At 73.7% G+C, this 23650-nt stretch carries 20 protein-coding genes; 12 read left to right on the top strand and 8 right to left on the bottom strand.

Annotated features, from left to right (window positions below):
• The first annotated feature begins 120 nt into the window (after window positions 1-120).
• The 7 genes from AMK18_RS03100 to AMK18_RS03070 all read left to right on the top strand — a co-directional run bounded on the left by AMK18_RS03100 (window position 121) and on the right by AMK18_RS03070 (window position 7489).
• Window positions 121-534: a cobalamin B12-binding domain-containing protein gene (locus AMK18_RS03100; RefSeq protein ID WP_018100449.1), complete on the top strand. Its 414-nt coding sequence runs from the start codon at window positions 121-123 to the stop codon at window positions 532-534.
• Window positions 531-2858: an amino acid--tRNA ligase-related protein gene (locus AMK18_RS35585; protein WP_073861539.1), complete on the top strand. Its 2328-nt coding sequence runs from the start codon at window positions 531-533 to the stop codon at window positions 2856-2858. Before AMK18_RS03100 ends, AMK18_RS35585 begins: the two co-directional genes overlap by 4 nt.
• A complete protein-coding gene (locus tag AMK18_RS03090) occupies window positions 2855-4150 on the top strand; it encodes a glutamate synthase-related protein (protein WP_073861538.1) in 1296 nt (431 codons plus the stop codon). Before AMK18_RS35585 ends, AMK18_RS03090 begins: the two co-directional genes overlap by 4 nt.
• Window positions 4147-4551, top strand: a complete 405-nt coding sequence (locus AMK18_RS03085) for a hypothetical protein (protein WP_073861537.1) — start codon at window positions 4147-4149, stop codon at window positions 4549-4551. The genes AMK18_RS03090 and AMK18_RS03085 overlap by 4 nt, the downstream gene beginning before the upstream one ends.
• A gap of 56 nt (window positions 4552-4607) precedes the next feature.
• On the top strand, window positions 4608-5897 hold the full coding sequence (locus AMK18_RS03080; protein WP_073861536.1) for an MFS transporter: 1290 nt from the start codon (window positions 4608-4610) through the stop codon (window positions 5895-5897).
• 7 nt (window positions 5898-5904) lie between these two features.
• Complete coding sequence (locus AMK18_RS03075; RefSeq protein WP_018100454.1) at window positions 5905-6669, top strand: 4'-phosphopantetheinyl transferase family protein; 765 nt, start codon at window positions 5905-5907, stop codon at window positions 6667-6669.
• 139 nt (window positions 6670-6808) lie between these two features.
• Window positions 6809-7489: an AroM family protein gene (locus tag AMK18_RS03070; protein WP_073861535.1), complete on the top strand. Its 681-nt coding sequence runs from the start codon at window positions 6809-6811 to the stop codon at window positions 7487-7489.
• A gap of 15 nt (window positions 7490-7504) precedes the next feature.
• Here the strand turns inward: AMK18_RS03070 and AMK18_RS03065 are convergent, their stop codons facing one another.
• A complete protein-coding gene (locus tag AMK18_RS03065) occupies window positions 7505-8275 on the bottom strand; it encodes an IclR family transcriptional regulator (protein WP_018100456.1) in 771 nt (256 codons plus the stop codon).
• Window positions 8276-8476: 201 nt separating this feature from the next.
• Between AMK18_RS03065 and AMK18_RS03060 the strand changes: the two genes are divergently transcribed.
• Genes AMK18_RS03060 through AMK18_RS03050 form a run of 3 tightly spaced genes read left to right on the top strand, consistent with a single transcriptional unit; the run spans window position 8477 to window position 12697 of the window.
• A complete protein-coding gene (locus tag AMK18_RS03060) occupies window positions 8477-10129 on the top strand; it encodes an OPT/YSL family transporter (protein WP_079199213.1) in 1653 nt (550 codons plus the stop codon).
• A 56-nt stretch (window positions 10130-10185) separates the two neighbouring features.
• The gene (locus AMK18_RS03055) at window positions 10186-11250 is read left to right on the top strand and encodes an S-methyl thiohydantoin desulfurase domain-containing protein (RefSeq protein ID WP_073861534.1); all 1065 of its coding nucleotides are present in this window, start codon (window positions 10186-10188) and stop codon (window positions 11248-11250) included.
• On the top strand, window positions 11243-12697 hold the full coding sequence (locus AMK18_RS03050) for a M20/M25/M40 family metallo-hydrolase (RefSeq protein ID WP_073861533.1): 1455 nt from the start codon (window positions 11243-11245) through the stop codon (window positions 12695-12697). Before AMK18_RS03055 ends, AMK18_RS03050 begins: the two co-directional genes overlap by 8 nt.
• Before the next feature lie 7 nt (window positions 12698-12704).
• Here AMK18_RS03050 and AMK18_RS03045 read toward each other — a convergent pair whose 3' ends face one another.
• The 6 genes from AMK18_RS03045 to AMK18_RS03020 form a co-directional block, all read right to left on the bottom strand.
• Window positions 12705-13304 carry a class F sortase gene (locus tag AMK18_RS03045; RefSeq protein WP_037785566.1) on the bottom strand — a complete coding sequence of 200 codons (600 nt, stop codon included), beginning with the start codon at window positions 13302-13304 and terminating at the stop codon, window positions 12705-12707.
• A gap of 49 nt (window positions 13305-13353) precedes the next feature.
• Window positions 13354-14022, bottom strand: a complete 669-nt coding sequence (locus AMK18_RS03040; RefSeq protein WP_018100461.1) for a hypothetical protein — start codon at window positions 14020-14022, stop codon at window positions 13354-13356.
• Between the two features lie 205 nt (window positions 14023-14227).
• Window positions 14228-15097, bottom strand: coding sequence for an ABC transporter ATP-binding protein (locus tag AMK18_RS03035; protein ID WP_018100462.1), 870 nt, complete (start codon window positions 15095-15097; stop codon window positions 14228-14230).
• Window positions 15094-16830 carry a dipeptide/oligopeptide/nickel ABC transporter permease/ATP-binding protein gene (locus AMK18_RS03030; protein ID WP_073861532.1) on the bottom strand — a complete coding sequence of 579 codons (1737 nt, stop codon included), beginning with the start codon at window positions 16828-16830 and terminating at the stop codon, window positions 15094-15096. Before AMK18_RS03030 ends, AMK18_RS03035 begins: the two co-directional genes overlap by 4 nt.
• Window positions 16827-17768 carry an ABC transporter permease gene (locus tag AMK18_RS03025; RefSeq protein ID WP_018100464.1) on the bottom strand — a complete coding sequence of 314 codons (942 nt, stop codon included), beginning with the start codon at window positions 17766-17768 and terminating at the stop codon, window positions 16827-16829. Before AMK18_RS03025 ends, AMK18_RS03030 begins: the two co-directional genes overlap by 4 nt.
• A 28-nt stretch (window positions 17769-17796) precedes the next feature.
• Complete coding sequence (locus AMK18_RS03020; protein ID WP_073861531.1) at window positions 17797-19332, bottom strand: ABC transporter substrate-binding protein; 1536 nt, start codon at window positions 19330-19332, stop codon at window positions 17797-17799.
• Between the two features lie 156 nt (window positions 19333-19488).
• Between AMK18_RS03020 and AMK18_RS03015 the strand changes: the two genes are divergently transcribed.
• A complete protein-coding gene (locus AMK18_RS03015; RefSeq protein ID WP_073861530.1) occupies window positions 19489-20121 on the top strand; it encodes a TetR/AcrR family transcriptional regulator in 633 nt (210 codons plus the stop codon).
• A 4-nt stretch (window positions 20122-20125) separates the two neighbouring features.
• On the opposite strand, the gene AMK18_RS03010 is transcribed toward AMK18_RS03015, so the two are convergent.
• Window positions 20126-21046, bottom strand: a complete 921-nt coding sequence (locus AMK18_RS03010; RefSeq protein ID WP_073861529.1) for an SGNH/GDSL hydrolase family protein — start codon at window positions 21044-21046, stop codon at window positions 20126-20128.
• Between the two features lie 308 nt (window positions 21047-21354).
• Here AMK18_RS03010 and AMK18_RS03005 point away from each other — a divergent pair, with 308 nt between their 5' ends.
• On the top strand, window positions 21355-23649 hold the full coding sequence (locus AMK18_RS03005) for a glycoside hydrolase family 3 C-terminal domain-containing protein (RefSeq protein ID WP_073861528.1): 2295 nt from the start codon (window positions 21355-21357) through the stop codon (window positions 23647-23649).
• Window position 23650 lies beyond the last annotated feature (1 nt).

The raw sequence follows: 23650 nt of genomic DNA, 5'->3' as shown, positions 1-23650 counted from the left end.
CGTATGCCCGCCGGCCCCTTTTCCGGAAAACCCGGAAAAGGGAAACTGCCGCCCGTTACTGCCGCTCGACTTCCGCCTCTACTTCCGCCCGCAAGGGGTCCGGAAAAATAATATCGAGGCATGAAGATACTCCTGAGCGGAACCGCTTCGGACTCCCATACCTGGAACCTCGTGTATCTCGGGCTGTTCCTGGAGGAGCGGGGGCACGACATCGTCGCGCTGGGCCCCTGCGTGAGTCCCCGTCTGCTCACGGCCGCCTGTCGCCGGCATGCCCCCGACGCGGTCGTGCTCAGCAGCGTCAACGGCCACGGATACCGGGACGCGCTCGCCGCCGTGCGCGCGCTGCGGGCCGAACCGGGGCTCGCCGCCCTGCCGGTGGCCGTCGGCGGCAAGCTGGGCACGGCCGGCCACTCCCGGGAGGACGAGGCGGCCCGGCTGCGCGCGGCGGGCTGCGACACCGTCCTCGGGGACGGGGCCGCCGACCTGGACGCCCTGTGCGCGTTCCTCGCCGCACCCGCGCGGGTGGGGGCATGACCGCCGCCGCGCCGCGCCCGTTCGGCGCGTTCGTCGCGGCCGCCGCGGCCGCCGGACGGCTGGTGGTCCAGCCCCGCATGGGGTTCGGCGACCCGGCCGCCATGCGTACGGGACTCGAACGGACCAGGGCCGCCACGGCCACGACCGTCGGGACGCTCACCATCGACAGCTACACCCGCGTCGGCGACCTCGCGGGCGCCGGTGCCGCACTCGCCGAGGGGGCCGGGCTCAACGGCTACCCGATCGCCACGCACCCGCTCACCGTCACCCGGGCCCTGCTCGACGGGGTGCACGACGACGGGTTCCCGGTCCAGGTCCGCCACGGCTCCGCCCGCCCGCAGGCCATCGTCCGGGCCCTGCTCGCCGCCGGTCTCGACGCGACCGAGGGCGGGCCCGTCTCCTACTGCCTGCCGTACGGCCGCACCCCGCTGCGCGAGTCCGTCGCCGCCTGGGCCGAGGGGTGCAAACTCCTCGCGGGGCACGCCCGCCCCGGTTCCGTACCGCACCTCGAAAGCTTCGGCGGCTGCCTGCTCGGCCAGCTCTGCCCGCCCGGGCTGCTGGTCGCGATGAGCGTGCTGGAATGCCTGTTCTTCGCCCAGCACGGGGTGCGCAGCGTCTCGTTGAGCTACGCCCAGCAGACGGACCCGGGCCAGGACGAGGACGCGATACGGGCCCTGCGCCGCCTGGCCGGTGAGCTGCTGCCGGCGGGCGTCGACCACCACGTCGTCCTCTACACCTACATGGGCGTCTACCCGCGCACCGAGCGCGGGGCGACCCGGCTGCTGGAGGCGTCGGCACGCCTCGCGGTGCGGGCCGGGGCGGACCGGCTCCTCGTGAAGACGACCGCCGAGTCCCGCCGTATCCCGACCGTCGCCGAGAACGTCCGCGCCCTGGAGACCGCCGCCGCGGCCGCCGCGCTCGCCGGTCCCCCGCTGCCCATGGGCAGGGACGACTCCGAGGTGTACACGGAGGCCCGGGCCCTGGTGGAGGGCGTGCTCGGGCTGCACCCCGACCTGGCCCGCGCGCTGCCCGCCGCCTTCGAACGCGGCCTGCTCGACGTGCCGTTCTGCCTCCACCCCGACAACGCGGGCCGCTCCCGCAGCGTGATCGGCGCGGACGGGCGGCTGCGCTGGTCGGACACCGGTGCGATGCCGATCCGCCCCGACGCCCCGGCCGACCTGGCGCCGCTCACCTCGAACGGCCTGCTCACCGCCCTGAACCACATGGCCGACCGCTACGACCGGCCGCCGGCCGACCCCGTACCCCCGTACCGACACCGCACCGACACCCCTCACCACCGCCACGAACAGGAGCCCGTCATGGACCACGCCCCGCAGGCCGCAGGACCCGCCCTGCCGCCCCCGCTCGGTGAGCACCTGCGCTCCCCGCAGCTGCGCGCCGCCATGCTCGTCCAGCAGGAAGCGCTGTGGGCGGCCCGCGACTTCCTGCGGGGGGCGGGCTTCACGGAGCTGCTGCCCCCGCTCGTGGGACCCGTCACCGACCCGGGCGGACGCGGGGCCAAGGCGCTGGACGTCGACTACTACGGGCGCCCGTACAAGCTGATGACCAGCGCGATCCTGTACAAGCAGGCGTCGCTGCGCGGCTTCCCGAAGCTGTTCTACATCGCGCCCAACGTCCGCGTGGAGCCGGAGGAGACCGCCACCACCGGCCGTCATCTGGTCGAGTTCCACCAGATCGACGTGGAGATCGCCGGGGCGAGCCGCGAGGACGCGCAGGAGGTCGCCGCCGGGCTCCTCACCCATGTCGCCGAGCACGTGTGGACCGCCGTCCCGGATGTTCTCGCCGAACTGGGCCGCCAGGAGGCCGACTTCGCGGACGTCCGCAGCGGCAAGTACGACGTGTGCACCCATCAGGAGGCCGTGGCCCGTCTCCTGACGGCCGGTCACCCGCAGAGTCCGGACAGCGAGATCGACTGGACCGGCGAGCGGCTCCTCTCCCTGGAGAGCGACCGGCCGTTCTTCATCAACGACTACCCGAAGGGCTCGCGCGGCTTCTACGACCGGGAGGACCCGGAACGCCCGGGCGTGCTGCGGAACTTCGACCTGATCGCGCCGCACGGCTACGGCGAGCTGGTCTCGGGCAGCGAGCGCGAGTCGGACTACGCGACCATCGTCACGCGGATGCGGGAGAGCGGCGAGAACCCCGCCAAGTACGCCTGGTATCTCAAGGAGGCCCGGGAGGGCATCCCGGCCAGCGCCGGATTCGGGATGGGTCTTCAGCGCCTCGTCCGCTTCCTCACCGGCCTCGACGCGCTGTGGCAGGTCAGCGCCTACCCGAAGCTCCCCGGGGTGGTGGCCCCGTGAGCGCCCTCGCCGCCCCCGGCCTCCCCGAGCGCGAGATCCGCGCCCGCGCCCGGCGCGGCACCGCCGAGGTGTTCCCCGACCCCGGTTCGTACGGTGGAGAGCTCTTCGGCCCCGCAGGCGCGGCCGGTGCGGACGCGCTCGACCGGGCCAGGATCGTCCCGCCCGTCTTCATGCCGGAGCGGCTGGAGAAGCTGATCGACCTCGCCCGCGAACCGGAGTCCGGTGATGTCGAACTCGGCGTCCGGACCGGCGGGTTCACCGCCTCGCTGCCGCTCTACCTGTCGGCCTTCGGGTCCACCCGGGCGGGCAGCGGGGACCTGGCCGTACAGGCGTCCCGGCAGGCCGGCCGCCTCGGCATCCCCATGGTCATCGGCGAGAACATGGTCCCGGTGCACGGCTACCGGCGCGGCGGGGACGCCGCCCGCTCCGCGCTTCTCGCGCGCATCGAGGCGTATCTCGACGCGGCGCCCGAGGGGGTCGGCGGGATCGTCGTCCAGCAGTCCACCGAGGACGCCGACTCGGAGGTCTGGAACCTCCTCTACAGCGACCCAGGCACCCGGCCGCTGCTCGCATCGGGGCGCCTGGCCTTCGAGTTGAAGACCGGCCAGGGCGCCAAACCGGGTCTCGGCGGCATGACCGTCGTCGGGGGCGCGGAGGCGGAGGCGCTGGCGGACCGCTTCACGGTCACCGACCCGTTCGGCGCGGGCGACGGGCGCAGGCTGCGCTGCGCCACGCCGGGCACCTTCACCGACGAGATCCTGCGCCAGCAGCTGCGCTTCATGCGGAACAACTTCCCCAAGGCCCGTACGTGGGTGAAGTTCCACCCGGGCCGCGACATCGCACACGCCGCCCGCACCGCCTGGGCGGCCGGGGCGGACGCTGTCACCGTGGACGGCGCGGAGGGCGGCACCGGCTGGGCGCCCCGGGTCTTCCTGGACCAGGTCGGCCTGCCGCTCGCGGAGTGCCTGCGCCGGATCGGGCGACCCGGGGGCTGCCTGCTCGCGAGCGGCGGGATGTGGGAGGGCGGCCGCGCCCTGCGCGCCCTCGCCCTGGGCGCCACGGCCGTCGGGCTCGGCCGCGCCGCACTGGTCGCCGTGGACGAGGACCCGGAACACGGCCTGGTGCGGCTCGTCGAGAGCATCGCGCTCGAACTGCGGCTGCTCGTCAGCGCGTTGGGCAAGTACGAGGTCGCCGCGCTGAGCCCCGAGGACCTCTGGTGGCCGGACGGCGGCCCGTTCGACGCCGGAGCACCGCTGCCCGCCGACCCGGCGTCCGCCGGAGCGACGCCGTGACCGGGCGCGCGGGGTCCGGGGCGCGGCGGACCCCCGGGGACCGGCCCGCCCCGACACGGCAGCCGCACCGCGTCACCGGCCGCCACCGCACCGTACGGGCCCGGTTCGTGCTGCGGGAGGCCCCCGGCGTCACCGTCGGGCCCGTCGGTCACGGCGTACGCGGCGAGGACGGCCGGGACCCCGTGGCCGACGCGGCCCGGCTCGCCGCCCTGCGCGCCTTGGCCGAGGCGGGCCGGGGCTATCTCGGCGGCCGCCTGGAACTCCGCACCCCCGGGCGCACCCGTGCCGCCCACGACCGGCGGGCCCTGCGGCGCGCCGCGGGCCGGGCCGCCGCGCTGGCCGTCGCGGCGACGCTACGCGGCGACGACACCGGCGTCGACGTCCGCGTCGCACACCGCTGAACCGCGCGCACCCCGCCGAAGCCAACCCCAGAACCCCACCCCAGGAAGCCGAACCCATGACAACGAACCCCACCGCCCCGCCGTCCGAGGCGGGGCCCGCGCCCGACTGGCGGCGCATCGGCAGCTTCGTCACCGGCCAGGCGGCCGTGCAGTGCGGCAGCTTCGCGCTGATCATCGCCATGAACTGGACGGCCGTTCAGCTCGGCGGCCGGTCCGCGGTGACGCTCGTCATCCTCGCCTCCACGCTGCCGCGCGCCCTGATGCTGCTGTTCGGCGGCGCCCTCGCCGACGCCCTCGGCCCGCGCGCGGTCATCCTGAGGGCCACCGCCACCCGGCTCGTCGTGCTGGTGACCGGTGCCCTGGTCACCGCGGGCGCCCACAGCGTCTGGCCGCTGATCGCCGTCGCCGTGGTGGAAGGTTCACTGCTCGGCCTGACCGGCCCGGCGTCGGGCGTCCTGCTGACCCGGCTGGCGCCTCAGGAGCACCTGGGCCGCGCCAACTCCCTGTTCTCCATGGTGATGCGGCTGGCCCCGATGGCCGGATCACCGCTGGGCGCCTGGCTGGTGGTGGCGGGCAGCCTGTCCGGGGTCATGCTCGTCTCGGCGGCCGGGTGCGCCGTCTGGCTGGTGTGCGCGTTCCATGTGACCCGGGGCATGACCCGGCCGGAGCGCCGTGCCGGGGCGGGGGGCGCGTCGCTGTTCCGGCGCTCCGGCGACGGCCTGGCGCTGCTGGGCCGTCATCCCCGGCTGCGCTGGATGTTCGTCGCCTGCTTCTGCATGGACTTCGCGTTCCTCTGGCCGGCCGAGGTGGCCCTGCCGCTGCGGGCGTCCGGCGAGGGCTGGGGCATCGGCTCGGTCGCGGCTGCCCTGACCGCGTTCAGCGCGGGCGCCCTGGCGTCGGCGGCGGCCGGTGCCGCGCTCGCCCACCGCATCCCGGTCCCGGTCAAGCTGGTCGTCACCGGCACCGGACTCGCCGTGGGGATGGGCGCCATGGCCCTGGTGCCCTCGCCGGCCGTCCTCGCGGTCACGGCGTGCGCGGTCGGCCTGTTCTCGGGGCTCAACGGACCCGCCCTGGTCACCGCGTACCAACAGGCCGTGCCCGAGGGGAAGCTGGGCGCCGCGATGTCCACGTTCTCGCTGTCCAGCATCGGGGCCGCGCCCCTGTCCCTGGCCGTCTTCAGTTCGATCTCGGCGCCCCTGGGCGTGACCGGCACCTGGCTGCTGTGCGCCTCCGTCGCACTGTTCTCGCCGGTCGCCGCCACGCTCGCCCTGCGCGCCCCCCTGACGCGGAACGCTCCCGCCGTGAAGGCCTCCGCAGCCCCCGAGCCCACCGTCACCGCCGTGTGAGGCAGCCATGTCCCTGCTGGACCCCCGCCCGTCACCCGTCCTCGAATCCGTCCTCCTGCCCACCGCACTCCCGCCGCTGCCCGCCGCGCTCCCGCCGCCGGCCGGGCCGGGCCCGGGCCGCCCGCAGCTCTGGCTGGTGGCCACCGCCGCGCACGAGGAGACCGCGGCCCGGTACGCCCCGCTCGTGCTCGGCCCCGCCGAGCTGGCCCGGGCCGAGGAGTTCCGCCGCCCCACCGACCGGGCCACGTATCTGTGCGCCCACGTCGGACTGCGCCGGGTCCTCGGCAACCACCTGGGCGTCGCCCCGCGCACGGTGTCGGTGGCCCGGGCCCCCTGCCCGGGCTGCGGCGAACCGCACGGGCGTCCCGTGCTCCCCGACGGGCCCCTGCACTTCTCGCTCTCGCACTGCGAGGGCCTGAGCCTGATCGCCGTCGCCGCCACCCCGGTCGGCGTGGACGTCGAACCCGTACCGGACCCGCGCACCCTCCTGGAGGCGGCCGATGTCGTCCATCCCCTGGAGGCGGCGGAACTCGCCGCGCTGGCGCCCGCGTTGCGACCGGCCGCCTTCGCCCGGGTGTGGACCAGGAAGGAGGCGTATCTGAAGGGCCTCGGCATCGGTCTGGGCGCGGACCCGTCGACGGAGTACGTGGGTGCCGGACCGGCACCGGCCGCCCCGGGCGGCTGGGTCCTGGCCGATGTCGCCGTCCCGTCCGGCCACCGGGCGGCGGTGGCGGTCCGCCGCGACGAGGCGGGCGGCACCGGTCCGGACTGACCGGCTCTGCCCCGTAACGCCCCCGGCGGTGACCGCCGCCGGGGGCCTCCGCCTGCCGGGCGGACGGTGCCCGGCACTACGTTGTTCCGAGAAAGACAACCGACTTCCAATATATGGAACAACGTCGAAGCGAGGCCCCGTGCACACCGTGACCTTCCTGACCATCGGCCAGTCCCCCCGCCCCGATCTCTCCGTGGCCATCGAGGCGGAGCTGCCGCCCACGGCACGGATACGGCACGCGGGGGTCCTCGACGGGCTCGGCCGGGCGGAGGTGGAGGCGCGGTTCGGGGCGGTGCGCGGGCGGGCGACGCTGCTGAGCCGCTTGACCGACGGGGCGTCCGTGACCCTGGACGCCGATGCCGTCGGGGCCGCGCTCGCCGCCCGCGTGGAGCAGGTGGAGGCGGAAGGGGCGGACGTCGTGGTGCTCCTGTGCACCGGTGAGTTCCCGGGGCTGCGGACCCGGCGGGCGCGGCTGGTCGAGCCGGACGCGCTGCTCACGGGGTACGTGGGCGCGGCGCTGCGGGGCGCCCGGATCGGGGTCGTCGTGCCGCTGCCGGAGCAGGTGGCGGAGGCCCGGACGAAGTGGCGGGCGCTGGACCCGGCCCCGGCGTTCACCACGGCCTCGCCGTACGCCGACGACGACGGCGCCCTGTGCGCGGCGGCCCGCGCCCGGCTGGACGCGGGGGCGGAGGCGCTGGTGCTCGACTGCATGGGCTACGGGACCCGGCACCGGGAAGCGCTGCGCGCGGCCGGGATCACCGCCCCGGTGCTGACTCCGGGCGCGGTGGTGGGCGCGATGCTGGGGCCGCTGCTCGCCTGAGGGACGGCCCAGGGCCTATTCGGCCACGTACCGCAGCCAGTACGGATCACCGATCCGCTTCCCGACGCGCCGCGCGGCGTCGCGCACCGCCCGTCCGAAGCGGGCCTCGTTCTCGTGGCGCAGCTCGGGGGCGGGCAGGGCGATCCCTATGCCGAAGACCTGCCCCGTATCGCCGTCCACGACGGCGGCGGAGATGCCCGCGACGTTCGGCACGAACTCGCCGCGCGAGGACTCCCAGCCGTCGGCACGCACCCGGGCCAGCGAGGAGACCAGCTCGCCGGGGGTACGGGGGGCCGATCCGGTGGCCTGTTCCAGGCGGGCGTCGACGAGCCGCAGCACCTGCGCGTCGTCCAGGCGGGCCAGCAGGGCGCGCCCCATGGAGCTGGCGTAGGCGGGCGCGCGGGTGCCGGCCGGGGTGTACGCCTGAAGGGCGCCGACGGTACCGATCCGCATGTGCAGCACCAGCGATTCGGCCCCGTCGAGCACGTCCACGTAACCGGTGTATCCGAGGTCGGCGACCAGCCTGGCCAACTCCTCCTCCAGCAGCGACGCCGTGGAGCGGGAGGCGCGGAAGTGGTACGAGGCCTCCATGACGAGTTCGCCGGGCCGGTAGGCGCGGCTCACCGGGTCGCGGTCCAGGAAGCCGTACTCGGCCATCATGCTCAGCGTCCGTGACACGGAGCTCTTCGGCAGGTCGAGGGCGCCCGCCACGTCCGTCACGGTCAGGTCGCGCTGAAGGCGCGCCAGCAGCCGCAGGACGTCCCGCGCGTTGGCGAGTGTGCTCACCGTTCTCCTGCCTCCCCCGGGCCTCCGGCCCGTGCGTCCGATCGTAAGGGGCGCCCACATACCGAGACCGCCGCCCACCCCCTTGACGGGTGGGCGCGCCCCGGAGATGATCCAGCACATCTAGATATTCACACACGGTTCCATATTTTGGAACTCCTGGAGCGGCGGACACGCCGCCCCGCACGGAAGCACCGGAGATCCATGAGCACCGACGCGACGAACCGGGCCGCCACCGACGCCCCGCACACCGCGGCCGACGGAGCGCGCCATCCCCGCGCCCTCGCGCCCGGCAATCTGATCCTTACCGTGGTGCTCAGCGTGTTCGGCGCGGTCGTCGGTGTGCAGCTGCTGGCCACCCTCGGCGTCACGCCCAGCACCTCGCTGATCGGCGCGCTCGCCGCGATGACGCTGGCCCGCGTGCCGCTCGTGGCCTTCCGCGGCTTCCGCTCGGTCCACGCACAGAACCTGGCGCAGACGAGCATCTCGTCGGCCACCTTCGGCGCCGCGAACAGCCTGTTCCTGCCGATCGGCATCCCGTTCCTGTTCGGGATGGACGACATGATCATCCCGATGCTGGTCGGGGTCTCGGTCGCGATGCTGGTCGACGCCTGGCTGCTGTACCGGATGTACGACACCCCGGCCTTCCCCGCGAAGAACCCGTGGCCGCTCGGGCTCGCCGCCGCCGAGGCGATCCGGGCGGGCGACGAGGGCGGACGGCGCGCGAAGGTGCTCGGGCTCGGTCTGGTGACCGGTCTGGTGGGCGCGGTGTTCTCGCTGCCGATGTCGGCGTTCGGCGTGGCCCTGATCGGCGGCTTCGGCGCGATGGCCGCGTTCGGCGTCGGCCTGCTGTTCACGCAGTACGCGGACCCGCTGTTCGGCCTCGACCTGAACGCGATGTACCTGCCGCACGGGATGATGATCGGCGCCGGTCTCGTCGCCCTCGTCCAGGTCGGCCGGACCATCCTCGGCGCGCGCCGGACGAACGCGGCGCGGGCCCGCTCGGCCGGTGCGCCGGAGGGCGCGGAGGAAAACGCGGAGGACGGCGCGCAGCGGCTGGGTCGCTCCATGCGACTGGGCCTCGGCGCCTACCTGGCGATCTCGGTCCTGCTCGCCTTCGGGACCGGCGCGGCCACGCACATGAGCCCGGGCATGCTGATCGGCTTCCTGGTGTACGCGTCCGTCGCGGCGTTCCTGCACGAGCTGCTGGTCGGCATCGCGTCCATGCACTCCGGCTGGTTCCCGGCCTTCGCGATCGCCCTGATCACCCTGCTGCTCGGCATCCTCATCGGCTTCCCGCCGGAGGCGCTGGTCGTGCTCTCCGGCTTCACCGCCGCGACCGGTCCGGCCTTCGCGGACATGGGGTACGACCTGAAGACCGGCTACCTGCTGCGCGGCGAGAACACCGACCCCGCCTTCGAACTGGAGGGCCGCCGCCAGCAGTTGATCGCCGCGATGATCGGCTTCGGCGTCGCGATCGCCGTCGTCCTCGTCTCGTACCGGATGTTCTTCGACAACGGGCAGACCGCCCCGATCGACGCCGCGTACGTCGCCGCGATCAAGGCGGGCCCGTCCGTCGAGACCGCGAAGCACCTTGCCCTGTGGGCGATCCCGGGCGCGATCGTGCAGCTCGTCGGCGGGTCGAAGCGGCAACTCGGCATCCTGCTCGCGACCGGGCTGCTGATCACGACCCCGATGGCCGGCTGGATGGTCGCCGCCGGCATCGCCGCCCGCGTCCTGGCGCCGCGCCTGCTCGGCCGGGACGTCAAGGGCGACCTGGAGGTCTTCGCCGGCGGCGCCATCGCCGGGGACGCCCTCTACTCCTTCGGCAACGGCGTGTTCAAGGCCGCCAAGTAGCCGGACCGCACTCCATCCCCTCGTACCACCCGCACAGCACCACCCTGGGAGAACCCGTGAAGCGACAGCTGACCCATGACGACATCCGCGCGGCCGTGTACGGCGGTGCCGTACTCGGCGGAGGCGGCGGCGGCTTCGTGGAGCGGGGCCTGCGCACCGCCGAACTGGCCCTCCAGGTCGGCACGCCCGAGCTGTGGAGCGCCGACGAGTTCGCGGACGGCGACCTGACCGCGACCGTGGCCCTGGTCGGCGCCCCCGCCGCACCCGACCCGCAGGTGCTCCCGACGCATCTGGTGCGCGCGCTGGAACTGCTGCGCCGCGAGCTGCCGGGCGACCTGGTCGCGCTGCACACCAACGAGAACGGCGCCGAGACCACCATCAACGGCTGGTTCCACTCCGCGCTCACCGGACTGCCCGTCATCGACCTGGCGTGCAACGGCCGCGCGCACCCCTCCAGCCAGATGGGGGCGATGGGCCTGCACCGCCGCGAGGGCTACCGGTCCAGCCAGGGTTACGCGGGCGGCAAGCCGCACGCCTATGTCGAGGGGGCCGTCTCGGGCCGCCTGGACGCGACGTCCAACGTGGTCCGGCGCGCGTCCGTGGAGGCGGGCGGCTGGGTGGGCGTCGCCCGCAACCCGGTCGAGGTCGGCTACGCCGTCCGCAACGGCGCCCCGGGCGCCATCGGCTTCGCGATCGAGCTGGGTCACCGCTTCCTGGCCGACGGACCGGCCGGCGCGGCCGCGCAGCTGGGCGGCGAGATCGCCGCGGCGGGAACCGTACGCGCGTACCGCTGCGAGCAGCGCGAGGGCCTGGACGTGGGCGTCGCGGTCCTGGACGACGCCGACGGCACCACGCTGCACTTCGTCAACGAGTACATGGCGCTCGACCTGGCGGGCGGCCGCCGGGCCGCGTTCCCGGACCTGATCACGACGTTCGACGAGGCGGGGCAGCCGCTCGCCTCCGCCGACGTCGAGGTGGGCAGGCGCGTCGAGGTCCTGGTCGCCCCGGCGGAGAACCTGCTGCTGTCCCCGACGATGTACATGCCCGAGGTGTACGCCCCCGTCGAGGCGCTGCTCGGCATCGAGTTCGCGCCCGCCGAGAAGGCGTTCGCCCATGTCTGAGCCGATCCTCGCGGACCCCGGCCCGGTACGGGAGTTCTGCGACGCGCAGTGGGAGACCGAGGTGCTTCCGCTGGTCCGGGACCACATCCGGGTCCCGGCGGTCAGCCCCGCGTACGACCCGGAGTGGGAGGCCCGCGGGCACCTGGACCGGGCCGTCGACGCGGCGGCGGCCTGGCTGCGCGCGGTGCCGCTGCCCGGCCTGCGCACCGAGGTCCTGCGCGCCCCCGGCCGTACGCCCCTGATCTTCTTCGAGGTCCCGGGGACGGGCGCCCGGTCCGACGAGACCGTCCTCTTCTACGGCCACCTCGACAAGCAGCCCGAGGGCGAGGGCTGGACGGGGGGCCGCACCGCGTGGGAGCCGTCCTTCGACGGCACCCGGCTGTACGGGCGCGGCGGCGCCGACGACGGATACGCGCTGCCCGCCTCGGTGACCGCGATCCGGGCGCTGGCCGGACAGGGCGCGGCCCGGCCCCGCTGCGTCGGCGTTTTCGAGGCCGGGGAGGAGTCCGGCAGCCCGGACCTGGACCACTGGTTCGGGGAGCTGGCGGACCGGATCGGCGAGGTGGGCCTCGTGGTCTGCCTGGACTCCGGCGCGGGCGACTACGAACGGCTGTGGCTGGTCACGTCGTTGCGCGGGGCCTGCGGCGGCACGCTCGACGTGCGGGTCCTCGGCGACGGCGCGCACTCCGGGGACGCCGGGGGCGTGGTGCCGTCGTCGTTCCGGGTGCTGCGGCAGCTGCTCGACCGCGTGGAGGACGGGGCGACGGGCATGCTGCGCCCCGACGTCCTGCACGGCGACGTGCCCCCGGAGCGCCGGGAGCAGACCCGCGAGGCGGCGGCCCTGCTCGGCGACCGGGTCCAGGAGCGCTTCGACTGGTACGGGGACACCTCGGCCGTGGCCGACGACCCCGGGGAACTGCTGCTGAACCGGGCGTGGCGCCCCAGCCTGGAGGTCACCGGGGCGGACGGGCTGCCCCCGGTCGCCTCGGCCGGCAACGTGCTGCGCCCGCACACCCGGGTGAAGCTGGCGCTGCGGCTGCCGCCGACGGTGGACGCCGCGGCGGCCGTCGCGGAGCTGGGCAGGCTCCTGGAGGCGGACCCGCCGTACGGCGCGGCGGTCCGCTTCACGCCCGACCGGGTCCTCGCGGACGGCTGGCAGGCGCCCGCCGAGGAGCCGTGGCTGAGTGCCGCGCTCTCCGGGGCGAGCCGGGCCTGCTTCGACGGGGCGGACGTCGCCCGGATCGGGCAGGGCGGCACGATCCCGCTGATGGGGAAGCTGTCCCGGCGGTTCCCCGGTGCCCAGTTCCTGGCCTGCGGAGTGCTGGGCCCGGGGGCGAACGCCCACGGTCCGAACGAGTCGCTGCACGTGCCGTACGCGCGGCGGCTCACCGCGAGCCTGGCCCTGACCCTCAACGCGTTCGCCGTCCGGGAGCGGCGCGCCGGGTGAGGGGGTGTCACACCTTCTTCAATGACGTGAGGTGGGCGAAGACGACGACGTTCGCCGCGTAGCCGTTCTTCTTGTTGAAGCGCCCGCCGCAGGTCATCAGGCGGAGTTCCGGACGGCCGGTGCTGCCGTACACCTTGTCGTCGGGGAACTTGTCCTTCGTGTACGTCTCGACCGCGTCGACCGTGAAGACCGCTTTCTGCTTGTCGGCCCGGGTGACGGTGACCTTGTCGCCCTTGTGCAGGGCGTTGAGGTTGAGGAAGATCGCCGGTCCGGTCTCCGTGTCGCGGTGGCCGACGATCAGCGAGGTGCCCTGCTCGCCGGGTGAGGGCCCGTCGCGGTACCAGCCCACCTCCCTGGGCTTACTCATGGGCGGGGCCCCGAGGTGCCCCTTCTTGTCGAGCCCGAGGCCGGTGACCGGCGCCTCGATGAAGATCGCGGGCACCGCGACCTTCACCGGCCGCGACGGGGACAGGGGTGCGTGCGAGACCGGCCGGTCGCCGCCGCCCGCGGCGTCGTTGCCGTGGGCGGCGGCGACCGCATCGTCGGACGAGTCGGAACTCGCCCAGACGATGCCGGTCACCAGCGAGGAGGTCACGCACAACGTCATCGTGAGACGACACGCCCGGCTCGGGCCCCGTCGGCGTCTGCTGCGCGGGTTATGCCTCGTTGCGGGCACGGCGGCGTGCGGCTCGGCGGACCATGATCAGCCCGGCGGCTCCGACGGCGCCGGCCGCCAGCGCGGCGGTGGCGCCGACGTTCGAGTCGCTCTCGGAGCTGACGCCCTCCATGTCGGGGACGCCGCCGCCACCGGCGGGGACACCGCCGGACGGCTGCTCGTAGCCCGACTCGGAGCCCGAGGCGGCGGAACCGCGCTCGGCGTTGTTGCCGGACCCGTTGTTACCGGCCGGCTTGGTGCAGTTGACCTTGAACGCCTTGTTCTTCGGGCCGGACGGAACGATCCACACCAGCTGGTACGTGCCCTCGGGGAGCAGGTACTCCTGGCTGCGCGCCGAACCGTTCACCAGGGGAAGGGTGCTGGCCAGCGTGTCCCCCGGGGGAACGGTCGGGGGCTGCGCGGTGATGGTCCACGGCACGGCCGGCATGTCGCCGAAGTTGCTGGCCTGGAGGACGAACTTGCAGACCTCGTTGCCGTCGCCGCCGCGCGCCGCCCAGCCGCCGGGGCGGATGTCGATGTCACCGCTGTCGCCGGGGGCGGCGAAGGCGGCCGACGCCCCGCCGAGCGTGGCGGCGGCGGCCGCGACCACGGCGGCCGCGACGGTGCCCGCGCGAACGCTGCGGGCACGGACAGAAGCGGAAATACGCATGCTGAACTCCTTCGAGCCGGGATGATTGTCGTACTGATCAATCGATCGACCTAAGAGATGCCATACGCATGGGATAAATGCCGCGTAACACTCTGAAAAGTGCGACAAGTACCCTGAGTAGCCGATAGCACTCCGACCCGAAGAGCCCCCCGGACACGCGAACGGGGCGCCCGTGAGCGCCCCGATTCGTCCATGTCCCCGCAGGTCAGCCCGGTACGGCCGCGGCCTCGGCCGCCGCGCGCCGGCTGCGCTGCTCGGCCACGTCCGCCACCGGCGAGGCGAGCAGCAGGGTGCGCGTGTAGGCGTGGCGCGGTGCGGAGGTGACCGTCGCGGCGTCGCCCGTCTCCACGATCTCGCCCCGGTGGATGACCGACACGCGGTGGCTCATGAAGCGGACGACGGCCAGGTCGTGGGAGACGAAGAGGTACGCGACCCCCGTCTCCTCCTGGATCTCCAGGAGCAGGTCGAGCACCGTGCGCTGGGTCGTCAGGTCCAGCGCGGACACCGGCTCGTCGCAGATGACCAGCCGGGGCCGCAGGGCCAGCGCCCGGGCGATCGCGACCCGCTGCCGCTGTCCCCCGGAGAACTCCCGGGGCAGCCGGCCCGCCGCGTCGGACGGCAGGTGGACGCGGTCCAGCAGCCCGGCGACCCTCCCCCGGGCCTCCCGCGCCCCCGTGCCCTGCCCGATCAGCGGTTCGGCGAGGGTGTCCCCGATGGTGCGCGACGGGTTCAGCGAGGTGTACGGGTCCTGGAAGATGACCTGGAGGTCGCGGCTGAGGGCCCTGCGGCGGCGGGCGTCGGCGTGCTCGATGTGCTCGCCGTCGAAGGCGATCGTGCCGGAGCGCACCGGGACGAGCCCGAGGACGGCACGCCCGATGGTGGACTTGCCGGAGCCGGACTCGCCGACCAGCCCCAGGGTCTCGCCGGGCCGTACGGAGAGGCCGACGCCCTTGAGGACCTCGGTCTCCGGGGCGCGCCGCCCCTTGCCGGGGAAGGAGACCCGCAGGTCCCGCACGGCGAGCAGGGCGTCCGCGTCGGCGGCAACGTCGGGCGCGGCAGCGTCTGGGGTCTTCATGCGGTGACGGTCCTTGCTTCTCGGGGCTGCCAGGGGGCGCGGGCGGGTGCGTCGTCCAGGACGGCCGCGAGCAGAGTGCGGGTGTACGGGTCCTGGGGCGCGCCGAGGATCTGTTCGGTGGTGCCGGTCTCCACGATGCGCCCGCCGTTCATCACGGCCACCCGGTCGCAGAGGTCGGCGACGACCCCGAGGTTGTGGGTCACCAGCAGGACGCCGAGGCCGCGTTCGTCCCGCAGGCGGCGCAGCAGGGCGAGCACTTCGGCCTGGACGCGCACGTCGAGCGCGGTGGTGGGCTCGTCGGCGATGAGGAGGTCCGGGTCGCAGGACATGGCGCCGGCGATCAGGACGCGCTGGGCCATGCCGCCGGAGATCTCGTGCGGGTAGAGGCGCAGGGTGCGGTCCGGGTCGGGGATCTCGACCAGGCGCAGCAACTCGCGTGCCTTGTCGGCGGCTTCCTTGCGGCCGAGTCCGAGGTGGTGGCGTACGGGCTCCATGAGCTGGCTGCCGATGGTGAAGGCGGGGTCGAGATTGCTCATGGGTTCCTGCGGTACGTACGCGAGGGTGCGGCCGCGCAGTGCGCGGTGGTCGCGTTCCCGCAGGCCCGCCGTCTCCCGGCCGTTGACCGTGATGCTGCCGCGCGTGACGCGTCCGCCCTCGGGCAGCAGGCCCAGGACCGAGAAGGCCGTCTGGGTCTTCCCGGAGCCGGACTCCCCGACCAGGCCCACGATTTCGCCGGGGCGCACATCGAGGTCGACGCCGTGCACGACCTCCTTGTCGGTGCCGTCGGGCCGGGCGTAGGCGACGGTGAGGCCGCGCACGGAGAGCAGTGCGGCGCGCGGGGCGGTGGACTCCGCGTCCGGGGCCGGGGTCTCGGCGGGCCCGGTGCGACGGCGGCGGGCGGGCCGGGGTGCCTGGTCCTCCAGGGCGTCGCGCAGCGCTCCGGCGAGCAGGACGAGCGCGCAGTTGGTGAGGCCGAGGGCGAGTCCGGGCCAGAGGATGAGCCGGGGGGCGCGCTGGATGTTCTGGAACGCCTCGTTGAGCATGGCGCCCCAGGTGGCGGACGACCCGCTGCCGACGCCGAGGAATTCCAGGCCCGCCTGGAGGGCGATCGCGATCCCGGCGACCAGCGCGGTCTGGATGATGATGGGGCCGCGTACGACGGTCAGGACGTGGCGGGCGACGATGCGCGTGTCGGAGAGCCCGGAGACCTTCGCGGCGTCCACGTACAGCTCGCCCCGGACGTTGGCGACGATGCCGCGCACCAGGCGGAAGAAGCTGGGCGCCACCAGGACGCCGAGCACGATCATCAGGACGTGGACGTCCGGGCCGAGGATGGCGCGGGAGGCGAGCAGCACGACCATGGCGGGCAGGGCCATGACGAGGTTGACCGTCCAGTTGGCGGCCGAGTCGAACCAGCCGCCCCGGTATCCGGCGAAGAGCCCCGCCGGCACGCCGAGCACCAGCGCGATGGCGAGGGCGAGCAGCGCGCCGCCCAGCGTGTTGCGGCCGCCGTAGAGGACGCGGGCGAGGATGTCGCGCCCCGCCGAGTCCATGCCGAGGGGGTGCCCGCCGCTCGGCCCGGCGAACGCCTCGCCGAGCGACGAGGCGCCCGGGTCCTGCGAGGCGATCACGGGCGCGAGGAGCACGGCCGCGACGACGATCAGGAGCAGGGCGGCGGAGAGCCCGCCGAGGGGGTTGCGCAGGACCCTGCGCAGGGTGCGGCCGGTACTCATGCGACCCTCGCCTTGGGGTTGAGCCAGCCGATCAGGATGTCGACCAGGAGGTTGATCAGGACGACGCCGACGACGGTGAGCATGACGAGCGCCATGATCACGGGGATGTCGCCGCGGGTGGTGTAGGTGACGGTCATGGAGCCGATGCCGGGGAGCCCGAAGATCTGCTCCACGAGGACGGCGCCGCCGAGCAGGCCGACGAACTGCATGCCGAGCACGGAGAGCGCGGGCGCCGAGGCGTTGCGCAGGACGTGCTTGAACACGATGCGGGACGCGGGCAGTCCGCGGGCGCGCAGGGTGCGGACGTAGTCCTGCCGCAGGGCGTCGATCACGGCGCCGCGCACCTGCTGCGAGACACCCGCGACGGAGGCCACCGACAGGGAGAGCACCGGCAGGGTGATGGTGGAGAGCCAGCCGCTGGGCGAGTCGGTGAACCCGGTGTAGCCGATGGCCGGGAACCAGCGGAGCCGTACCGCGAAGACCAGCACCAGGACCAGGGTGAGCAGGAATCCCGGCAGGGCGTACCCGACCACGCCCAGCACCTGCACGAAGCGGTCGGCGGCTCCGCGCCGCACCCCGGCCCACACGCCCAGCAAGAAGGCGAGGACCGTGGTGACGGCGGTGACGCCGAGCATCAGGCTGGCCGTGACGGGGAGGCGGTTGCCGACGGCCTGGCCCACGTCCTCACTCGTGAACCAGGAGGTGCCGAGGTCGCCCCGGACGGCGTGGGACAGCCAGGTCCCGTACTGCTGGAGCACCGGGTCGTCCAGGCCCAGCGACGCGTTCTTGGCGTCGATGGCGCTCTGGGACGCGCTCTCGCCGAGCAGTTGCCGGCCCACGTCGATGTGCGGGACGGACAGCAGCAGATAGGTGAGGAAGGAGATCACGACCAGGAGCAGGGCTCCGGAGGCGATCCTGCGGGCGATGAAGTTCAGCATGACACTCGGTATCCGTCGGCGCGGGGCGCTACTTGGCGGGCGCGTAGTTGTAGATCGAGGGGACGGCCATGCCGGACTGCGGCGCGATCTTCACGGTGCCGTCCGAGACGTGCAGGTAGCTCATCCGGTAGAAGGGGACGAACCACGCGTCCTCGACCAGGTGTTGGTTCAGTTCGCGGGCGGCCGACTTCGCCTCGGCCTCGCTGCCGGTCTTGAGCGCGGGCAGCAGCTTCTGCGTCACCTCGTCCGTGGTGCCGAACATGTTGAACGCGCCCGGGGTGACGAGCTCGTCGGCCGCCGCCCAGTCCGAGGTGGACTGGCCCATGTTCATGACCATGCCGGAGTACTGGCGGTCCTTGAACACCTTCTGGACGGCCGAGGCGCCGTCGAGGGTGTCCCAGACCAGCTTCACGCCGATGGCCTTGAAGTCGGACTGGAGCGAGGCGGCGAGCGCGTCGTTGACGATCGCCGTGATCCTCGGCAGCTTCAGCGTGAAGCCGTCTCCGTAACCGGCCTGCTCGAGCAGGGACTTGGCCTTGGCGGGGTCGTGCGCGTAATAGGTGTCCAGCTTCTTGTCGTACGCCTGGGTCTCGGGGCCGAAGACCTGCGAGGTGGTCCGGCCGCGGTTCTGGCGGATGCGGTCGAGCATGGTGTCGCGGTCGACGGCGTAGTTGAGCGCCTGCCGCACGCGCGGGTCGCGCAGGGCGGGGGTGATCTTGCCGTCGCGGTCGAAGAGCAGCAGTCCCTGGAAGTCGAACTCCTGCTTCTCCGTCTTCACCTTCGGGTCGGACTCGATGGCGATCTGCTGGTCGGAGGTCTGCAGGAGCGCCGCGTTGATCTGCCCGGTCTTGAGGCCGTTGGTGATGGCGGTCTCGTTGTCGAAGAAGCTGATGTTGATGTTCTTGTACGGGAGTTCCTTGCCCCAGTAGTCGGCGTTGCGGCTGTAGGACCACTTGGTGCCGACGGTGGTACGCGTCTTGTCGAGGCGGTAGGGGCCGGTGCCGTCCGGGGTGGTCTTGAGGCTGTCGCCCTTCGCGAACTGCCCGGGGTTGGCCATCAGGCCGGGCGCGTCGCTGAGGTAGAACTCCATCGCCGGGTTGGGCTGCTTGAGCTTCAGCGTGACATGGGTGGCGTCGGTGACGTCGACGGCCGCCAGGTCGTTGAGCCACTTCGCGGAGGCGCCGCCGCCCTTCTGGAAGCGCTCCAGGTTCGCCTTGACCGCCGCGCCGTCGAAGGCGGTGCCGTCGGCGAACTTCACGTCCTTGCGCAGGGTCAGGGCGAGCGCGGTGCGGCTCTTGTCGTACGTCCACTCCGTGGCGAGCATCGGGCTGAAGGTGCCGTCGGGTTCGCGCTTGATGAGGGTGTCGTACACCGCCTGGAAGTACGGCAGGGCGCTGCCGGTGGCGACGGCGGGGTCCAGGCTCTGCGGGAGCGTCATCGTCGCGATGTTCAGCGTGGACGATCCGGCGCCCGCGGTGCCGCCGTTGTCGCCGGCGCATCCGGCGAGGGCGAGCGAGGCCGCGACGCAGGCGGCGACCGTCGCGGTTCGGGCAGTTCTGCTCATGTCTTTCGCTCCGTCTGGAGAGCCGGGGGCACCGCCCCGGCGAAGATTGCCGGTGAGCCTACACACGGAATTAACCACTTGGTAGGTTTTTGCTCGGTGGAATTAACCAGCCGGTAAGTTCTGCTGGACGAGACCCGATCGCGGCAGGAGACCGAAATGACCGAGACCGAGACCGAGGCGCCCCGGCGGCTGTCGAAGGGCGAGCGCACCCGCGCCCGCATCCTGGAATCCGCGGCCGAGCTGTTCGCCCGCTCCGGTTTCCTCGCGGTCTCGCTGCGCGACATCGCCGCCCACGCCGGGCTCACCCACGCCGGGGTGCTGCACCACTTCCCCGGCAAGGAGGCCCTGCTCCTGGACGTACTGAGCCGTCGCGACGAACTGGACGCGCGCCGCCTCTTCCCCGCCGTGCTGGACCCCGGCGAACCGGAACCGGAGCCCGCCGAGCGGCTGCGCCTGCTGCTCGACGTGGTCGACCGCAACGCCCGGACGCCGGGCCTGGTGGCGCTGTACGCGAAGCTGTCGGCGGAGGCGTCCGATCCGGACCACCCCGCCCACGGGTACTTCGTACGGCGCTACCAGGTCCTGCGCCGCGAGCTGACCGGCCTGCTGGCGGAGCTGTTCGCGGCGGGCGGCGTCCGGGAGGACCCGGCCGCCGTGGCGCAGCAGCTGCTGGCCCTGATGGACGGGCTCCAGACGCAGTGGCTCCTCGACCCGGACGCGGTCGACATGGCGGAGCAGGTCCGCGCCTTCCTCCGCCACTGCGGCGTGGCGGCGGAGGAGCGGGGCTGAGGCGTCAGTGACCGAGGGCGGCGAGTACGGCATCGGCCGTGCTCCTGTGTCCGGAGGCGTTCGGGTGGAAGCCGGCGCCCTCGGCCGAGTCGGCCGGTTCGATCCAGCGCACCCCCGCGGCCTGACAGGCGTCGTGCCCGACGGACGGGCCGTAGGTGTCGACGTACCCCGCGCCGCGTGTCCCGGCCCGCTGCGCCATCATCGCGTCGAGCTGCTTCTCCTTGTCCCGGACCCAGCCGAAGTCGCCTTCGGCGAGCGGGACCGTGGCGCGGCAGGAGCTGCCGTCGTCGGGCATCAGCGACGGGTAGCCGACGACGAGGACCCGGGCCTGCGGCGAGCGGGCGTGAATCGCGTCGAGCACCGCGTCGAGCTTCGGTGCGGTGTTGTTGATCCGGGAGCCGATCTCGTCCGTGCCGAACAGGGTGAAGCTGCTCTTGCAGGGCGAGCCGTGCGGCGCGAGGTAGCCGACGAGGACGCACCGGGTGATGACCCCGGCGAGGTCCAGGTCGTTGCCGCCGATCCCGAGGGTGACCAGGGTCGTGTCGGGGCGCAGCGCGTCGAGCTGGGGCGCCGCGGTGTCCTGCGGTCCCGCCATGTGCGTGGTGTCGGCCCCGGCGCAGGTGACGTCGGTGAACGACGTGGCGCCCACCGCTGCCGCCACGAGCGAGGGGTAGTTGCGGTCGGAGCGCCCGCAGACGGTGTCGGTCTGCTGCGGGATGCCGAGCCCGGAGCTGTACGAGTCGCCGAGCGCCACGTATCGGACGGGTTCGCCGGTCGCCGGGGCGGCCGGGGCGGCGACGCCGGGGGTCGCGGCGGCCGCCAGCAGGGCGACGGCGGCCGCCGCCGCGAGGGCCAGGCGCGGGGCGCAGGCCGGGTGGCACGCCTCTCGGAGCGCGGGGGTGGTCGACCGACCGGATACCGACATGACCGTTCCTCGATTCAGGGGAGAGCGGAGCCGACGGGACGGACGGCAGCAGCAGGGAGCTCATCGGAGCGGACCGCCCGAGCTCGAAAACCGTACGGTGATCGGTTTCTAGCCGTCAAGAGCCGCGTCCGAAATGAAATCCGGCCGGTCGAGGGGGTCCCGCACGCCGCGCGCGGGGACCCTTGACAGCGAAAACCGATCACCATACGTTTTTGGGTCGCATGCCGTCTTGCCCCGATTCGCTCCGCCGGACGGCCACGGCCCGCCCCTCGCCCCGCCCCCTTCACGGAAGCCCGACAGGTATTCGTATGACTCAGCGATCCACTCCCCGCCCCTCCCCCGCCACCGCCCTCCCGCTCGCCGAGAAGGCCGCCCTGACCAGCGGCTCCGGGGACTTCGTCAGCGAGGGGTCCGAGGCGGCGGGGCTGCCCGCCGTCCGGATGTCCGACGGCCCGCACGGGCTGCGGCTGCCCCGGGAGACCGGCGACGGCGGCCAGCTCGACCTGCACAGCGCGGCGCCCGCCACCTGCTTCCCGCCCGCCGTCGCCCTCGGCAGCAGCTGGAATCCGGAACTGGCCGAGGAGGTCGCCGCGGCCATCGCGGCCGAGGCCGTGGCGCACGGCGTGCACGTGGTGCTGGGGCCGGGCATCAACATCAAGCGGTCACCGCTGTGCGGCCGGAACTTCGAGTACTTCTCCGAGGACCCGCTGGTCTCGTCGGAGCTGGGCGGCGCGATGGTGCGCGGGCTCCAGAACGCCGGGGTCGGGGCGTCGCTCAAGCACTACGCGGCCAACAACCAGGAGACGGACCGGATGCGGGTGAGCGCCGACATCGACGAGCGCCCGCTGCGCGAGATCTACCTGCGCGCCTTCGAACGCGTCGTCCGCCGCGACCGCCCCTGGTCCGTCATGGCCTCCTACAACGGCGTCAACGGCGTGCCCGTGGCGCAGCACACCCGCCTGCTGACCGAGATCCTGCGCGACGAGTGGGACTTCGACGGGATCGTCGTCTCCGACTGGGGCGCGGTACGCGACCGGGTCGCCGCCCTCCGCGCCGGCCTCGACCTCCAGATGCCGGGCCCGGGCGGGCACACGGACCGCGAGGTGGCCGCCGCCGTGGAGTCCGGCGCGCTGGACGAGGCGGTGCTCGACCGGACCGTCGAACGCCTCGCCCTCTTCGCCGACCGCGCGACCGGCGGCGCCGGGGCGCCCGGCACGTTCGACGCGGACGCCTCGCACCGGGTCGCCGGGCGGGCCGCCGACCAGTGCGTGGTGCTCCTGAAGAACGACGACGCGCTGCTGCCGCTGGACCCGGCGCGCGGCAGCCTGGCGGTCATCGGGGAGTTCGCCCGTACGCCCCGCTACCAGGGAGCGGGCAGCTCGCAGGTCACCCCCACCCGGCTCGACGTTCCGTTGGACGGCCTGCGCGAGCTGGCGACGGGCGCGGAGGTGCGGTTCGCCGCCGGGTACGCGCTGCCGGGCGGCGAGGACGGGCCGTCGGACGCCGAACTGGCCGAGGAGGCGGTGCGGCTGGCGGAGTCGTCGGACACGGCGGTGCTGTTCCTCGGCCTCCCGGCGCAGGACGAGTCCGAGGGCTTCGACCGCGACCACCTGGACCTGCCGGCCGCCCAGACCGAGCTGCTGCGGCGGGTCCTGGACGTGAACCCGCGCACGGTCGTGGTGCTGTCCAACGGCGGCGTCGTCCGCACCGCGCCCTGGCAGGACCGGGTGCCCGCGCTCGTCGAGGGGTGGCTGCTCGGCCAGGCGGGCGGCGGCGCGCTCGCCCGCGTCCTGTTCGGCGCGGTCAACCCGTCCGGGAAGCTGACCGAGACCGTCCCGCTGCGCCTCGAGGACTCCCCGAGCCACCTCTCGTTCCCCGGCGAGGAGGGCAGGGCCCGCTACGGCGAGGGGATCTTCGTCGGATACCGGGGGTACGACGCGCAGCGCCGCGAGGTCGCGTTCCCGTTCGGCCACGGCCTGTCGTACACGACGTTCGGCTACGAGGACCTGGCGGTGCGGGAGGACGGGGACGGCTTCCACGTCACGCTGACCGTCACCAACACCGGCACGGTCGCCGGACGCGAGATCGTGCAGCTGTACGTGGGCGGGCCGGACGGTTCACGCGTCCTGCGGCCCGTGCGCGAACTGCGCGGCTTCGCCTCGGTGTTCCTGGAGCCGGGTGCGAGCGCCGAGGTCGCGGTCCGCGTGGCACGGCACGATCTGGCGTACTTCAGCGAGCGCGAGGGCGGCTGGAAGGTCGAGGACGGCCGCTACCGCTTCGAGGCCGGCGCCTCCTCGCGCGACATCCGCGCCCAGGTGGAGACCGACGTGGCGGGCGACCCCTCGGGGCTGCGGCTGACCGGCCGGAACACCCTCGCCGAGTGGTTCGAGCACCCGGTGGGCGGCCCGCTGCTGATGGAGGCGTTCGCGAAGGCCCGCACGGACGAGTCCGCGAGCGCGCTCGCCGATCCCATGATGCTGCGCTTCCTCGCCGGGGTGCCGCTCGACGTGATCTGCGAGTTCCCCCAGAGCCCGCTGTCCCCCGAGAGCCTGCCCGCCCTGGCGGACGAGGTGGAGGCGCGCACGGCCCGGCAGGAGGGCTGAG

It is taken from the genome of Streptomyces sp. CB01249, assembly GCF_001905735.1.
Classification (GTDB): domain Bacteria; phylum Actinomycetota; class Actinomycetes; order Streptomycetales; family Streptomycetaceae; genus Streptomyces.
This window is presented reverse-complemented; position numbering and strand designations above follow the sequence as displayed.

Excerpts from the sequence above, each read along its gene's own strand:
- AMK18_RS03010 (WP_073861529.1), bottom strand. The coding sequence starts at position 21,046 with ATGTCGGTATCCGGTCGGTCGACCACCCCCGCGCTCCGAGAGGCGTGC.
- AMK18_RS03060 (WP_079199213.1), top strand. The coding sequence starts at position 8,477 with ATGAGCACCGACGCGACGAACCGGGCCGCCACCGACGCCCCGCACACC.
- AMK18_RS03030 (WP_073861532.1), bottom strand. The coding sequence starts at position 16,830 with ATGAGTACCGGCCGCACCCTGCGCAGGGTCCTGCGCAACCCCCTCGGC.
- AMK18_RS03005 (WP_073861528.1), top strand. The coding sequence starts at position 21,355 with ATGACTCAGCGATCCACTCCCCGCCCCTCCCCCGCCACCGCCCTCCCG.
- AMK18_RS03080 (WP_073861536.1), top strand. The coding sequence starts at position 4,608 with ATGACAACGAACCCCACCGCCCCGCCGTCCGAGGCGGGGCCCGCGCCC.
- AMK18_RS03020 (WP_073861531.1), bottom strand. The coding sequence starts at position 19,332 with ATGAGCAGAACTGCCCGAACCGCGACGGTCGCCGCCTGCGTCGCGGCC.
- AMK18_RS03040 (WP_018100461.1), bottom strand. The coding sequence starts at position 14,022 with ATGCGTATTTCCGCTTCTGTCCGTGCCCGCAGCGTTCGCGCGGGCACC.
- AMK18_RS03015 (WP_073861530.1), top strand. The coding sequence starts at position 19,489 with ATGACCGAGACCGAGACCGAGGCGCCCCGGCGGCTGTCGAAGGGCGAG.
- AMK18_RS35585 (WP_073861539.1), top strand. The coding sequence starts at position 531 with ATGACCGCCGCCGCGCCGCGCCCGTTCGGCGCGTTCGTCGCGGCCGCC.
- AMK18_RS03035 (WP_018100462.1), bottom strand. The coding sequence starts at position 15,097 with ATGAAGACCCCAGACGCTGCCGCGCCCGACGTTGCCGCCGACGCGGAC.
- AMK18_RS03045 (WP_037785566.1), bottom strand. The coding sequence starts at position 13,304 with ATGACGTTGTGCGTGACCTCCTCGCTGGTGACCGGCATCGTCTGGGCG.
- AMK18_RS03050 (WP_073861533.1), top strand. The coding sequence starts at position 11,243 with ATGTCTGAGCCGATCCTCGCGGACCCCGGCCCGGTACGGGAGTTCTGC.
- AMK18_RS03025 (WP_018100464.1), bottom strand. The coding sequence starts at position 17,768 with ATGCTGAACTTCATCGCCCGCAGGATCGCCTCCGGAGCCCTGCTCCTG.
- AMK18_RS03100 (WP_018100449.1), top strand. The coding sequence starts at position 121 with ATGAAGATACTCCTGAGCGGAACCGCTTCGGACTCCCATACCTGGAAC.
- AMK18_RS03075 (WP_018100454.1), top strand. The coding sequence starts at position 5,905 with ATGTCCCTGCTGGACCCCCGCCCGTCACCCGTCCTCGAATCCGTCCTC.